This window comes from Candidatus Omnitrophota bacterium (genome assembly GCA_013791745.1).
Classification (GTDB): domain Bacteria; phylum CG03; class CG03; order CG03; family CG03; genus CG03.
In genome coordinates, this window is sequence record VMTH01000161.1 from 22913 (window position 1) to 36959 (window position 14047).

Here is a 14047-nt window from a genome sequence, read left to right on the forward strand (position 1 = left end):
TATCCTTTATTTTTTAACGGCTCCGTATGCCGCCACTATTTTCTTAACGAGCGGATGCCTGACAACATCCCTCTTACTGAACTTAATGAATTTGATACCCCTGATGCCCGCAAGCACCTCGTGCGCGTTGACAAGGCCGGACTTCACCCCTCTTTCAAGATCTATCTGCGTTTCATCGCCGTTGATACATATCGCCCCTTTGGGCCCCAGCCTGGTCAGGATCATTTTCATCTGAAGGGCCGTTGTGTTCTGAGCCTCATCAAGAATGACAAAGGCGTCGTCCAACGTCCTTCCTCTCATATAGGCCAGCGGAACGATCTCTATAACACCGGCGGCTTTCTGCCTCCCGTAATATCTTTCGCCCGCCAGCGTTATAAAAGCGCTGTTGAGCGGAGCAAGATAGGGGCTCACTTTTTCCTCAAAGTCCCCGGGAAGATAGCCCAGCCGCTCGCCGGCCTCCACAATGGGCCGGGAAAGTATAATTTTGGAAAATCTCCCTTCCTCAAGAAAGCTGAGAGCGCACAGGACTGCCAGAAAAGTTTTCCCCGTCCCCGCCGGGCCCGTGGCAATCGTGACGGGGTTTTTCAGCATTGATTCCATATACTTTTTCTGCGCGGGAGAAGACGGAGAAATCTTACGGCCGCCGCGGAATGTAAGAGGCGGCTGGGCGGAAGGAACAATATCGGCCCCGGTGCGCTTGTCCGTAAGAACGCCCCCTCTGCGGAGATTCTCAATTTCTTTAGCGGCCTCGTCCAGATCGCGCGCTTTTCCGCGCAGGACAATGCTGTTCGCCCTGACGCTCACGCCCACATCAAACATTTGATTGATCTTTTTGATGTTGCTGTCGTAGGGCCCGAATATATCGGACAATTCGCCCTGATTTCTGATATGGATAATTTTTGTTATCAAATTTTAACGCGGAATTTTAAAAACCTGTCCTTTGTAGATGAGGTCGGGATCTTTTATCTGGTCCTTGTTAGCCATGTATATTTTTTTCCACTGCCACGGATCATTGTATATCCGGCTCTGTTTGGCTATGTTCCAGAGACAATCCCGCGTTTCAGCCCAGCTCCTGACAGTATAAGAATCAGCCCTTTCTGCGTCAAACTCTTTCCTCGCCTCTCTAAGAGCCTTTTCCCTTGCCTCGCGCGCGTCATCCAACGCTTTTTTCGCCAGAGAATATGAAGCGTCCGCCTTTTCCTTCGCGGGGAGATAATCGCCGCCCTCAAGGGCCTGCTTCGCCTCGTTCAGAAGTTTTTCTGCGTCAGGCACGGGCACTTCCTCCTGGGCGCACACAGCTATAATTTTTTCGGCTCTGATGATGGCATCCCTCGCGTTCAAGCGGGCTTCTTGTTCAGCCGTCATCGCTTTCTTGCCGCCGCAGGCGGCCAAAAAACCGCAAAGAACAATCACCATAATTTTTTTCATACCTTTAAATTCTCCTTGATCTCTAAACACTTCTATCACCGTTGAATTTTACCAATAAGGCCGCTTTAAGGTCAATAGTCAATAAGCGGCATCTGCGGCGTATTTTATCAGACGCGGAAAATTTGGTAGAATCACTTTGCAAATGGCGATAAAAATAAAATCAGGTTTCCCGCGCCTGCTGTCAGCTTTGACATCGGCGGAGCGGAATATAATAAAAGGCATCTCGGCTCTCGCGGCAAAACGGGGAGAGCGCGCTTACATCGTGGGCGGCTTCGCGCGCGACATACTGCTGGGCTTTCCCAACCTTGATATAGACTGCGTCGTGGAGGGTGACGCATGCTCTCTCGCCGAAGATATTGTCTCTGAACTCGGCGGCGCGGCCTCCCTGAACAGAAAATTCAACACGGCCAAAATAAAAACAGGAGACCTTACAATTGACATCGCCTCCGCCAGAGAGGAACACTACGCCGCCGCGGGGGAACTTCCCAGCGTCAGGCTCTCAACAATAAAACAGGATGCCCTGAGAAGAGATTTCACCGTCAACGCTCTTTATATTTCCATTAACCCTCATGATTTCGGCAAACTCTGCTCGGCGGAATCGCACCTCAATGATCTGAAAAAAGGCGTTATCCGCGTTTTTCATGACGGCAGCTTTGAGGACGATCCCACGCGCATATTCAGAGCCGTGCGTTTCGCCGCCCGGTTCGGCTTCCGCATAGAACCCCGCACAAAAGGCCTGATACTAAAGGCGCTTAAAGACGGTATGCTCAAAAACATCTCGCCGTTCCGCGCTAAAAGAGAACTGATGCTGCTCCTCAACGAAATCAACGCCCCTGAAGCTATGAAAACAGCTCTTTCGCTGGGCCTGGCGGGAAAAATTCTGCCGGATGTGAAAAAAAACGCTGTGCGGGATTTAAAAACAGGCCGGCTCATATGGCTGGATTTTTTCATTTACCTCGGCGGACAATTCAGTCTTCCGCTTTACATGCTCCTCATACTGCTTAAAGATGTTTCCCCCGGGCGGCAAAAAACATTCGTTCAAAATCTTAACTTCGGAAAAAAAGACACCGCAGCTATTTTGTTCCCCAGAAAAAATATAAATAAAATACTGCGTGAAATAATCAAAAACGATCCGGCCTGGCGCGTCGAGGCTGATGCCCTTCGTGACGAACAGCTTTTATTTATAGTCCTGATAGCCGCCTCGGATAATCCCGCGAATTTCCAGAAAACGGAAAAAAGGGTCATGGATTATCTTCTGCACCTGAAAAGAAAAAAACCCTTTCACAGCAGCGCGGAACTGATAAGGATGGGCTTTCCCGCCGAAACTCTGGGAACGCTCGCGAAAGAGATCACCCGGGGCAGGAGGGGCGGGGAAATCCTCTCAAAATCACAGGAATACAGTTTCCTTGTAAGAAAGCTGAAAAAGTGATAAAATTTTCCGGTGGCGGCGGCACGCACGCGGGCAATGCGAAAGAAAAACCGGGACCCGGCGGCGTTTGTATTTGGAGGAAAAGAAAAATGAAAAAAATACTTTTGGTCATGGCCTTCTGCTCTTCTGTTTTTGCCCAGGAAGCTTTCGTTCTGAAAATTTCCGGCAGAGCCCACCTCAACAGCGGGGGGGTATGGGAAATCCTGAAAAAAGACATGCGCGTTTCGGCCGGCGATTCAATAACAACCGAAGCCGGAGCCGAGGTCAGCCTCAAGTTATCAGACGGACACAGCGTGGATATCATGGGGGATTCCATATTCTCGCTGAAAGAAAACAGTGAAGACCTGAAGGAAATGGACATCTGGCTCGGAAGGATCTACGCGAAAGTAGAGAAACTCCCCCCTTCCAAAAAATTCACCGTCAGGACGCCGGCGGCCGTTTGCGCCGTCAGAGGCACAAAATTCACGGTTGATGTGGACGAGAGCAAAAAAACCGATGTCTATGTGGACGAGGGTATTGTCGGGGTGATGGATTCATCCGGAGCCGGCGAAGAGGTTTTCGTGGAAAAAGGCATGATGTCTTCGGTGAAAGAAGGCGAAGCGGCATCCCCGCCCGCGAAAGCCCAAACCCCGCCTCAAAAAGCCGAGGAAAAAGCGGAGAAAGCAAAAAAAAGCGCCGCTCCCAAAAGCGCGCCAGTTGCGAGCGCTTCGGCCCAGGCGCCGCGCGAGCAAAGCGCCGAAAGCGGCCAGACCGCGGCCGCGTCGGGGAATGTTGCCATGAACGGCTCCATCGGAGCTGTCGCCCTCACCCGCGACGGAGTGACAAAAGTTTATTACGAATTCAGCATGTATCCCGAACTGACCTTCGGTAAACTCGGCATAGGCCTTGAGCTTGTCGTGCATTTTGATGAGAATAATCAGATACTGAAAGATGAGTGGACTAAAGAGCGCTACCCCGAGAAAATAGATTACATACGATGGGGGCACAAGCACCAGGATCCTTTTTATTTTCTCATCGGCAGGTTCAGAAGGCCGGTCTCTATCGGACACGGTTTCATAGTGAACAATTACTCCAACATGGCCCGCTATCCCAATGTCAAGAAAATAGGACTTGAATTCGATCTGGACAGGAACAAATGGGGGATTGAAGCCATGACGGACGATGTGACAAGAGCGGATATCATAGGCGGCAGATTCTATGCGCGGCCGCTCTTGGAGACAGGTATCCCGCTGCTGAGAAATTTGAAGATCGCGGCGTCGGCCGGCACGGACAAAGATCCCGACTCCGATTCCGAAACCAAAAACGACGCCGTCACGATAATAGGCGCCGATGTGGAACTGCCTCTGCTCAACTTCAAATATTTCAACGCGTCAATTTACGGCGATATAGCAAAAATGCAGATGGGTGACACTTACGATTCCTTCAACACCTCTTCAACAACTAATCTTGTTGACGGAGGAATCGGCAAGAGCGCCGGAATAAGCGGCAAGATGTTTTTCCTCAATTTCCGCGGTGAATACAGGATTGTGGAGGACAATTTTATCCCCGGCTACTTTGACGGCCATTACGACCTGAGCCGCTGGCAGAGATTCAACGTGACGAATTCATCAACGACAAAAGCCGTAAGGCAGCTCTGGGGCAGAACAAAAGATCCCGTAAAAGTCGGCCCTTACATAGAGGCATGGTTCTCGTTTTTCAGGATAATAGATTTCCGCGCGTCTTATGAAGATTACAACACCGTAAAACGTGATGACCCCTTTTATCCGCACCTCATAGCCTCGGCTTCAATGGCGCAACTGCCGTTCCTAGCCAACTATACGCTGGAAGCCGATTACGATAAAAAGGGCGCGCACACGTGGAACGATATAAAAAAAGTGGATGAAAACGCCATACTGGCGCTGAAAGTGGGATACCGCGTCGCGCCGAATGTCACCATGCTCATCGTCACCAGGCGCAATTATGACAGTGAGGGGAATCCCACAAAAACAACGACGGCCGAAACACGCATACGTTTCTGATATAAATCAGCGGAGGTAAATCATGCAGTCAATAATTCTCGCGGGCGGCTTCGGCACGAGGCTCAGACCCCTGACCATCGCCAAACCGAAACCCATGATAGACGTCGCCAACGCTCCCATAATGGAGCATGTTGTCAATCTGCTGAAAAAAAACGACTTCACCGATATAACATCCCTGCTCTACTATCAGCCCGACATAATAAAGAATCATTTCGCCGACGGGAGGAAATTCGGCGTAAACATGAGCTATGTCAAAACCGGAGCGGACCTCGGCACAGCGGGGGCCACCGGGACATGCCGCGAAAAAATGAAAGGCACTTTCCTGGTGATAAGCGGCGATGTCATCTGCGATTTTGACCTCAAGAAAGCCGTGGCCTTCCATAAAAAAAGAAAGGCCATCGCCACCATCATCCTCACGCGCGTCCCGGATCCTCTTGAGTATGGGATCGTGATAACAAAAAAAGACGGCAGGATATCCAGTTTTCTCGAAAAACCGACATGGGGCGAAGTGTTTTCCGACACCATCAACACCGGCACATATATTTTTGAGCCCGAGATCTTCAAATACCTTCCCGAGGGCCGCGAAATGGATTTTTCCAAAAATCTGTTCCCCCTGCTTCTTGAAAATAAAGAACGCTTTTTCGGCCACATCTGCCCCGGCTACTGGAAAGACGTAGGGAATCTCGACGAATACCTCAACAGCCATTACGACGCGATGACCGGAAAAATCAAACTCAGCATAAAATCGCGTAAGACTGTCAGAGACGGTTTCCCCGTCTGGGCGGGTAAAAACACCGTGATACCCGAAAAGATCAGATTTGACGGCCCCGCCATCTTCGGAGATAATGTCACGATTGAAGACGGCGCTACGATAGGCGACTCCTGTTTCGGCGACGGCTGCCGCATAGGCAAACACTCCAAAATATCCCGGAGCGTCATGCAGGCAGATTCCGGCTGCGGCCATCACTGCGACATAAAAGAAACGATAGTGGGCTTCGGGACGAATATCTCGGAGAATGTAAAGAGTTCGCCGGGAGCCGTCATAGGCAATGACTGCGAAATAGGCGCGGGAGCGACGCTGAAAGCCCACATAAAAGTCTGGCCGCAAAAAACAGTGGAGGCGGGAGCTTTTGTGAACAGCTCGGTGATCTGGTCCGACAGGTTTTCCAGGAATCTTTTCGGCAGCCACGGCATAAACGGCCTCGCGAACATAGAGATCACTCCCGAATTCGCCACGCGCATCGGAGCGGCGCTGGGCGATAAAATAGGCAAAGGCAATTATGTCCTGACATCCCGCGACGCCAATCAGAATTCAAGGATGATCAAAAGATCCATCATAGCGGGATTGATATCCACAGGCGTAAAAGTCGGCGACCTCAGGACCATGCCTATCCCCGTGGTGAGATACGAGAGCGGAAAGGAGGGCGAAGCCGGCGGCATCCATGTGCGCATGTCGCCCTTTGACCCGCGCATAATAGATATACTGTTCTTTGACGAGAGCGGCTGCGAGATATCTCCCGCGAAACAAAAAGCCATAGAGCAGACCTTTTTTAAAGACGACATAAGCCGCGCCGGAATTGATGAGGTGGGTGAGATAATGCTGCCTCCGCGGGCATCCGAATATTATAGGGAAGGTTTTCTGAGCAGCCTCAACGAGAGCGTTATCCGAAAGAAAAGCGTTAAAATAATCTGTGATTATGCCTTCTCGCCCGCCTCGCTCATTTTCCCCTCTATACTCGGACGGCTAAAAATAGAAACAATCTCCTTAAACGGCGTTCTCCATCCGCAGCGCACGAGCAAAACCCACGAAGAATTCGTGCAATCCATAGACACCGTGGCCAATGTCGTGAAATCGGTGAAAGCGGATCTGGGCGTGATGTTTGACGTGGGAGGAGAAAAAATATTTCTTGTGGACGGAAAAGGAAGGCGTATCCATTCCCAGAAAGCCCTCCTTGTGGTCCTATCGCTCATCGGAATGTCAAAAAAGAAAGGGAAAATATGCCTGCCGGTCAACTGTACCATAGAGGCAAAAAAAATAGCAGGGAAATACGGCCTTGAAGCCCTGTCCTCCGGAGCGACACCCCAGAGGCTGATGAGCGCCTGCAAGCAAAAAGACATAATCTTCGGCGCCGACGGCAAAGGCGGTTTTATTTTTCCGGAATTCCAGCCGAGTTTTGACGGGATGTTCAGCGTCTGCAAGATCATTGAATTGTGCTCGGAGCTCGGCGTGAGCCTTGCCGAAATCGCGTCAAAAATAAAAGACCCCGAAATATCCGGGCGGTCCATTTACTGCCCCTGGGAGAAAAAGGGCCTTCTGATGAGGAAACTCTCGGAAGCTTTTCCCGCGGCGAAAACCGAACTTGTGGACGGGATAAAAGTGATAGAAAAAAACTCATGGATCCTTTTTATGCCCTCATCCGACAGGGCCGCCTTTACTCTCTCCTGCGAAGCCCCGTCAAAAAAAGAAGCCCTGAAAATCATTGCAAAACACGCCGCGACAATAAAAAAGTGGCTTAAATAAAATTTGATACCCTTACTCTTTCTGCTCGTGCCTCTTGCGGTCAACCCATGGGGATTGGACCCTTATCTTATTAAAAATCTGCTCGTGTGCCTGACCCTCTGTTATATTTCCCTCAAAACGCTCTACGGCGCCGGGGGAACGCGGCGCGGACATCTTTCCGTACAGATCTCGGTTTTTCTCGCCATTATCTTTCTTTCCCTCGCCGCGAGCTCCAATCTCAGCGTCTCCGCCCTGAAACTAGCCGGGACGGCAAGCATTCTTCTTCTTTATTTCTTCATAGACGACAGCGGCAGGGAAAAGGCCCTGGATTTTACAGCATACGCGATAATCATCGTGTGCGCCGCGGCCATCGGCCAGAAAAGCGCTTTCCTCATGTTTTCTTTTACTACGGGTTTCGCGGGAAGAGTCTCATCCACCCTTGGCAACCCCAATTTCCTTTCAAGTTATCTCCTGATCAGTTTCCCGCTTTTTATATACTGGGCGAAAAAGAAAAACAAGCAATATCTGACGGCGCTTCCTTATATAGCAATACTGCCCAGCGAAACCGCCGGCAGCATCCTCGCGCTGCTGCCTGTACTGGCGCTCTTTTTCTTCGGCAAAAAAAACAAGTTTTCGCTCCCGGGAATTCTTTTCCCCGCGCATTTGCTGGTCATTATCGTTGCCATTTTCGCGACAGATATCTCATCAAAACAAATGTCTGTCAAAGAGCGTTTTTTTAAATGGAAAGTCGGCGTTGAAATACTGAAAAAACAACCCGTCCTCGGGGCCGGCTGGGGAGGCGTAAAAAGCAATTTCGCTCTTTACCAGAATAAGGTCAAACGGGATTGGACGCTCAAGTCCACTTCTGAAAGCAAAATACACAACGACTATATACAAATAGCGGCCGAATCCGGCATTGCGGGAGCGCTGGCCTATGCCTGGCTTTTAATTTCGGCGCTGATATTGCTGCGTAAAAAAAACTTCTACGCTTTCGCGGCTTTGATCGCCTTTATGCTTGATTCCATCACAAATTTTCCGGGAGAACTTCCCTCCTCGCTCATGCTCCTTCCTCTCATACTTTCTTTTGACGGCGGGGATGAAAAACTGAAACAGGGCAAAGCGCCCGGCATCGTCATCGCGCTCATTGCCGTTACCTCTCTGTTCATCATAGGCAAAGATTTTGCCGCGGATATTTCGAGAAAAAAAGGATATGACAGCTACGCGGCCGGAGATTTCAAAAAAGCCGAATCCTCATGGCTTCGCGCGCACAGGCTCTCGCCCACATCCGGCAAATCCGCCTATGCCCTCGGCATGCTGTATGTGAACACAAAAAATTACACCGGGGCTATAAATAAATTCCTTGACTCCATCAGGATCAGACAATACGGCGAAGTCTATAATAATCTCGGCAACGCCCTTTATCTCAGCGGCAATATCCCAGCGGCGCTGAAAGCGTGGGAAAAGGCCGTTGAACTTGAATGCCCCGAAAAAGAAAACATCCAAAAAAATATACAGCTCTTGGGCCGTTAAGCTCTTGTTTTATGCTTTCCCTTATTGTAAAATTCGGCTATGATATTTTTCGCAAAAAGGCCCGCTCTTGCCCTGATAATGAGTTTCGCCGGCGCGATTGCTGTCGGCACTTTTCTGCTCATGCTGCCCATTTCCACCCCTGTTGGGCAGGGCATCTCTTTTATTGACTCCCTTTTTACGGCCACCTCCGCCACCTGCGTGACGGGCCTTATAGTAAGAAGCACAGCGACGGGTTTTACTCTTTTCGGTAAAACCGTCATCCTTCTGCTGATACAGCTCGGCGGCCTCGGACTTATGACATTTTCCGTATCTCTTTTTCTCGCTCTGGGAAAAAAAATATCAAAAACGCAGGAAGTGCTGCTTCAGGACGCCCTCAACGAAGACAGCATCCGCAGCGCGCGGGAAATACTCAATTTTCTGCTTCTTGCCACTTTCGGGGCCGAAATAATAGGCGCGGGTTTCCTCTTTTTCAGTTTCAGGCAGTTTTACGCGGCGGGCGAAGCCCTTAAGATGGCGGTATTCCATTCGGTGTCGGCTTTCTGCAACGCCGGATTTTCACTCATTGATTCAAGCGTGGTTCTCTTTGCCGGAAGTCCGGGGGCGATCATGGTTTTCTCGCTGCTGATCATCATGGGGGGAATGGGTTTCGTCGTAATGCTTGATGTGTTCAACCGCCTGTCCGGAAAAAAAAGAAGAGTGAAAATACACACGCGTCTTGCCGTAGGCCTCACGGCGGCGCTTCTTTTGTGCGGAACGCTGTTTTTTTATGCCGGCGAGAGGAACAACACCATGAAAGATATGAGCGCCGGGAATAAATGGCTGAACGCTTTCTTTCTTTCCGTCACATCCAGGACGGCGGGATTCAATTCCGTTGACACGGCTTCCCTTAAACCCTTCAGCAAATTCACGGCAATAGGCCTTATGTTCATAGGCGCCTCTCCCGGCGGCACGGGAGGCGGGGTAAAAACCGTCACCTTCGCGATCATACTGCTTGTGGCCGTCACTCATATCAGGCGCCGGAGCGAAATAACGGTCGCCGGGCGCGCCATACCGCCGTTTTTCGAGCGGCGGGCTGTCGCTATAATTATTTATGCTTTTATCATCATTATGTCCGCCGGGGGAATCATGCTCTACGCGGAAAATCTTCCCTTTGAAGATATTGTTTTTGAAGCGGTATCCGCTTTCGGCACGGTGGGGCTTTCAGCGGGTATAACCGCGCAACTTTCGGAAGTCTCAAAATATGTGATCATTGCCGTTATGTTTATGGGACGGCTCGGGCCTCTGACCATAGCCCTGGCGACCATGGGGCATAAACAGCGTCTTGATATCTCTTACGCGAGCGAAAGAGTTCTGCTGGGCTAAATGGAAAAAGCGAATTTTTTGTATTGGCAATTTGCGTTTTGATTTATAGAATATAGGAAGAAATCCGGAGGGAATAAACAAATGAGACAGATAGCGATTATAGGGTTGGGAAGTTTCGGGAACGCTCTCGCCAAGGCGCTGGCGTCAAGCGGCGTTGAGGTCATAGCCATTGACCGCGACAAAGACCGCATAGAAGAGCTGAAAGAATATGTCACTGTCGCCGTTGCCTGTGACGCCACCGATGAAAAAACGCTGAAAAACATAGGGCTTGGCGACGTCGATCTGGCCGTGGTGGCCATCGGCGAGGATGTTGAAGCGTGTCTTCTGACCTCCATACTGCTCAAGAAACTCGGTGTTCCCTCAATTTTCAGCAGGGCTGTCACGCCGACACAGAAAGAAATACTGAAAGCCATAGGCGTTACCCGGATTATTGAAATTGAAAATGAAATGGGGAAAGAAATCGCAAACGCCATTATCGCCCCCCGCATCCTCAAAAGGGTGTCGCTGGGTGAAAATCATTCCATGGCCGAGATAAAAGTTCCTACGCAATTTGTGGGAAAAAGGATTTCGGAACTTAATCTGCGGCAGAAAAACAGAATAAACATAGTCGCCATAAAAAGAAACATACCTGATATTGACAAAGCGACCGGCAGCAAAACAACAAAGGAAGAAATAGACACCGTGCCCGATCCCGAAACTTATTTTGACGAGAATGACATAATTATCGTCGCCGGAACAGACAAAGATATCAAAAACATCTAACACGAAAATGAAAAATCTCTACCGCAACACGATGTTCATCCTTATATTTATCTGCTTTTTATCCATGGCCGGCAGCATCTTTTTTTCAAACGAGACAACCGTACGCATCTTTGTGACGATCTCAGACGTAATAATCGCGGCCGGCCTGATTTTTCTGGTTTTCTCATTTTCAAAAAAACTTTCAAAAATAAACAATCAGCTTCAGATAGTGTCATCCGGCTCCTTTACCACGGATTTTCCCGAAAAAATAAATAACGAACTGGATATGCTGACACTCAAACTCAGCAAACTGTTCAACAATATGAATAATTACGACAGGCTCCGCGCAAAAAATGTGGCGAAATCCGCGAAAGCGTATATGACTATCAGTATAAATGTCTCCGATGCCGTTATAATGGTCGACTTTGACGAAAACACAGCTTCTCTCAATCCCTCCGCGCAAAAAATATGGAACCTTGAAACACGATCCTTTCCGCTGGATGTCGTAACAAAGCACGCCCAGAATACGGAGTTTAGAAAATTTCTTGATCGGGTCGCGGTCTCCGGAGAGGAACAGGCCAAGGTTTCCGTGTATTTCCCATCGGCCTCACGCAGAGAAGTCTCTGTCAAAGCCGTCCCCATAAAAACAATTGACGAAAAAACAACGCTCATACTGCTCTTTGTCACCACCGTGGACGGCAAAAAGGAAAACGGCAAATAATTCAGCAACTATAAATTATCCTCCCCCAGGGTTTGGCAAGTATCCTGTTAGAATGCTTGCATTTTCAAAATCCAAAATATACTTGCAGGTTTCAACAGAAATATGGTATAGTTTAGCTGGAAATTGGCAGCAAATAAAATTTACATAGTATATTTATGAAGAAACAACATATTTCGGTTAAAAAAGCTTATGATTTCTGGGCTGAACAATATGAATCAGATGGAAATTCAATGATGGCTTTGGAAGATAGCGTATTTAATAAAGAATTTACATCATCATTAAATGATAAAAAAATTTTAGATTTGGGCTGTGGTACAGGAAGACATACCTCAAAATTTATTGAATTAAATGCGAAAGTAACAGGAGTTGATTTTTCTACCAACATGCTGAAAAAAGCAAAAGAAAATAATAGATCTAAGAACGTAAGATTCATTCAGCATGATATCTCTAAGAGACTTCCATTTAAAAATAAATATTTTGATATTGTCTCTTGTTCTCTAGTTTTAGAACATATAAAAAAATTGGATGAAGCATTTTCTGAAATGAAAAGGGTTTGTAAACAAGATGGGTATATTTTTATAACAGAAATGCATCCTGATATGAGATTAAAAGGTAAGCAAGCTTCATTCTGCGATAGCAAGGGTAAAAGATACTATCCCAAAAGTTATCCTCATAAACTTGATGATTTTAAATATCACATTAAGGCTTCTCAGTTAAAGATTGCGAAACTAAAAGCATATCGAGGAACAAAAGCTTTGGCTAAACAAACTGAGAGAGCAGTTCAATATATAGGATATCCAATGTTGTTAGAATTTAAACTGATTCCTGTGGAGACTTAATATCGTTTAAATTTAAGCAAACAGTTCCAATAATTCTTTCTGTTCAAAACTGTAACAATAATTCCACTATAAAAAAGCTATCTACCTTGGAGATAGATAGTATTTCTATTGAAATCTGCAAAAATAATTTCACCATCAAAAAACTAACATTCGTGTAGTAATATAGTCAAAATCTCCTCATATTTTATAGTGTCAGTATTTTGAGGGCAAAACGAAATATTCTTGATGTTTGAGAAAAGAAAAGTTTAGATAAATTCTGTTTTAAACAGTTCTTTGAAATGAATCAAGAGGATGTGTGGTTTTAATTTTGGCGCCGCCCTACTTTCCCGTGCGTAAACACAGTATCATCGGCACTGAAGGTCTTAACGGCCGTGTTCGGAATGGGAACGGGTGTTGCCCCTTCGCTATAGGCGCCAAAAAAGAATTTTGAAGTTCGTCAGAGATAAAACACCTCAGGTGTTCTATCTTCGACCGTATGAACAAGACTGAATAATACGGTCAAGTCGTTCGGTCTATTAGTATGGCTCAGCTCATTACCTCCTCACTCAAACCGAAGTCTAAACTCGTGGGTAATGGTCTCAATGCCCGAGGGCATCTCAACCGGCGATTACTCGCCTTACACCTGCCACCTATCAAACTGGTAGTCTTCCAGTGACCTTATTGCCTTGATCCTTAACCCGAAGGCTAAAGACCTGGACAGGGAAATCTTATCTTGGAGTTGGCTTCCCACTTAGATGCTTTCAGCGGTTATCCTTGCCAAACGTAGCTACCCAGCGATGCTCCTGGCGGAACAACTGGTACACCAGAGGTTTGTCCATCTCGGTCCTCTCGTACTAGAGACAGCTCTCCTCAAATTTCCTACGCCCGTACCAGATAGGGACCGTACTGTCTCACGACGTACTGAACCCAGCTCACGTACCACTTTAATTGGCGAACAGCCAAACGCTTGGGAGCTTCTCCACCCCCGCGCTGTGATGAGCCGACATCGCTATTGTGTTTTCTCTTATTTCTAAGAGTATCGGACTATATCTTCATCCCGCCTTTCGCGGGAGTTGACGTTTTATGGAAAATAAATTTTCCATCTGCTCTTTCCCTATCAAATTATAGAGCAAGTCTCTACGGGGTGAAGCACATAAATTTTATGTGCTCACTTCCCACGGTATTTCCTTTTGTTTTTCTTTCACAAAACAATTAAGGGTTTACCGTTATAAGTCAATTTTTTCTTGCAAAATTTTTGCAAGTAACAGGTAACAGCATTACTGCTGATGCACCCCGATATGTTAAGGTGCCGAACAGAGCCGTTGATGTGAACTCGCGGGCTCTACTAGCCTGTTCAATCACTGAACTTTAGCTATAGCTAAAGTGAAAGTTATGATTAGACTATATCTTCATCCACCGAGCTTTCGCACAGCGAAAGCGAAGGTCAAGAAGAAGCGTAGCTTCTTCGAGCCAACTTCGGTGGAGACGGCGAGTTCACAT

General features: G+C 47.8%; 10 protein-coding genes, 1 rRNA gene and 1 other annotated feature. Of the genes, 8 read left to right on the top strand and 3 right to left on the bottom strand.

Going from position 1 to position 14047, the window contains the following annotated elements; translation table 11 throughout:
* Positions 1-6 precede the first annotated feature (6 nt).
* On the bottom strand, positions 7-819 hold the full coding sequence (locus FP827_08075; GenBank protein MBA3053020.1) for a PhoH family protein: 813 nt from the start codon (positions 817-819) through the stop codon (positions 7-9).
* A gap of 93 nt (positions 820-912) precedes the next feature.
* Positions 913-1428: a LysM peptidoglycan-binding domain-containing protein gene (locus tag FP827_08080; protein MBA3053021.1), complete on the bottom strand. Its 516-nt coding sequence runs from the start codon at positions 1426-1428 to the stop codon at positions 913-915.
* Between the two features lie 142 nt (positions 1429-1570).
* Here FP827_08080 and FP827_08085 point away from each other — a divergent pair, with 142 nt between their 5' ends.
* From FP827_08085 to FP827_08120, 8 genes are all read left to right on the top strand, one after another.
* Entirely contained in the window at positions 1571-2857 is a 1287-nt protein-coding gene (locus FP827_08085; GenBank protein MBA3053022.1) for a CCA tRNA nucleotidyltransferase, read from the top strand.
* Positions 2858-2946: 89 nt separating this feature from the next.
* Positions 2947-4875 carry a FecR domain-containing protein gene (locus FP827_08090; GenBank protein MBA3053023.1) on the top strand — a complete coding sequence of 643 codons (1929 nt, stop codon included), beginning with the start codon at positions 2947-2949 and terminating at the stop codon, positions 4873-4875.
* A 22-nt stretch (positions 4876-4897) separates the two neighbouring features.
* Positions 4898-7396, top strand: a complete 2499-nt coding sequence (locus FP827_08095; protein MBA3053024.1) for a nucleotidyltransferase — start codon at positions 4898-4900, stop codon at positions 7394-7396.
* Positions 7397-7399: 3 nt separating this feature from the next.
* Positions 7400-8905: a tetratricopeptide repeat protein gene (locus tag FP827_08100; protein ID MBA3053025.1), complete on the top strand. Its 1506-nt coding sequence runs from the start codon at positions 7400-7402 to the stop codon at positions 8903-8905.
* Between the two features lie 39 nt (positions 8906-8944).
* The gene (locus FP827_08105; protein MBA3053026.1) at positions 8945-10267 is read left to right on the top strand and encodes a Trk family potassium uptake protein; all 1323 of its coding nucleotides are present in this window, start codon (positions 8945-8947) and stop codon (positions 10265-10267) included.
* An 81-nt stretch (positions 10268-10348) separates the two neighbouring features.
* Positions 10349-11029, top strand: coding sequence for a TrkA family potassium uptake protein (locus FP827_08110; GenBank protein ID MBA3053027.1), 681 nt, complete (start codon positions 10349-10351; stop codon positions 11027-11029).
* Positions 11030-11036: 7 nt separating this feature from the next.
* Positions 11037-11729: a hypothetical protein gene (locus FP827_08115; protein ID MBA3053028.1), complete on the top strand. Its 693-nt coding sequence runs from the start codon at positions 11037-11039 to the stop codon at positions 11727-11729.
* A gap of 155 nt (positions 11730-11884) precedes the next feature.
* Entirely contained in the window at positions 11885-12568 is a 684-nt protein-coding gene (locus FP827_08120) for a class I SAM-dependent methyltransferase (protein ID MBA3053029.1), read from the top strand.
* A 305-nt stretch (positions 12569-12873) separates the two neighbouring features.
* Here FP827_08120 and rrf read toward each other — a convergent pair.
* Positions 12874-12986: ribosomal RNA gene (gene rrf / locus FP827_08125) — 5S ribosomal RNA — on the bottom strand.
* 171 nt (positions 12987-13157) lie between these two features.
* Positions 13158-13556: a sequence feature (possible 23S ribosomal RNA but 16S or 23S rRNA prediction is too short), on the bottom strand.
* Between the last annotated feature and the right edge of the window lie 491 nt (positions 13557-14047).

Excerpts from the sequence above, each read along its gene's own strand:
- FP827_08075 (MBA3053020.1), bottom strand. The coding sequence starts at position 819 with ATGTTTGATGTGGGCGTGAGCGTCAGGGCGAACAGCATTGTCCTGCGC.
- FP827_08080 (MBA3053021.1), bottom strand. The coding sequence starts at position 1,428 with ATGAAAAAAATTATGGTGATTGTTCTTTGCGGTTTTTTGGCCGCCTGC.
- FP827_08085 (MBA3053022.1), top strand. The coding sequence starts at position 1,571 with ATGGCGATAAAAATAAAATCAGGTTTCCCGCGCCTGCTGTCAGCTTTG.
- FP827_08090 (MBA3053023.1), top strand. The coding sequence starts at position 2,947 with ATGAAAAAAATACTTTTGGTCATGGCCTTCTGCTCTTCTGTTTTTGCC.
- FP827_08095 (MBA3053024.1), top strand. The coding sequence starts at position 4,898 with ATGCAGTCAATAATTCTCGCGGGCGGCTTCGGCACGAGGCTCAGACCC.
- FP827_08105 (MBA3053026.1), top strand. The coding sequence starts at position 8,945 with ATGATATTTTTCGCAAAAAGGCCCGCTCTTGCCCTGATAATGAGTTTC.
- FP827_08110 (MBA3053027.1), top strand. The coding sequence starts at position 10,349 with ATGAGACAGATAGCGATTATAGGGTTGGGAAGTTTCGGGAACGCTCTC.
- FP827_08115 (MBA3053028.1), top strand. The coding sequence starts at position 11,037 with ATGAAAAATCTCTACCGCAACACGATGTTCATCCTTATATTTATCTGC.
- FP827_08120 (MBA3053029.1), top strand. The coding sequence starts at position 11,885 with ATGAAGAAACAACATATTTCGGTTAAAAAAGCTTATGATTTCTGGGCT.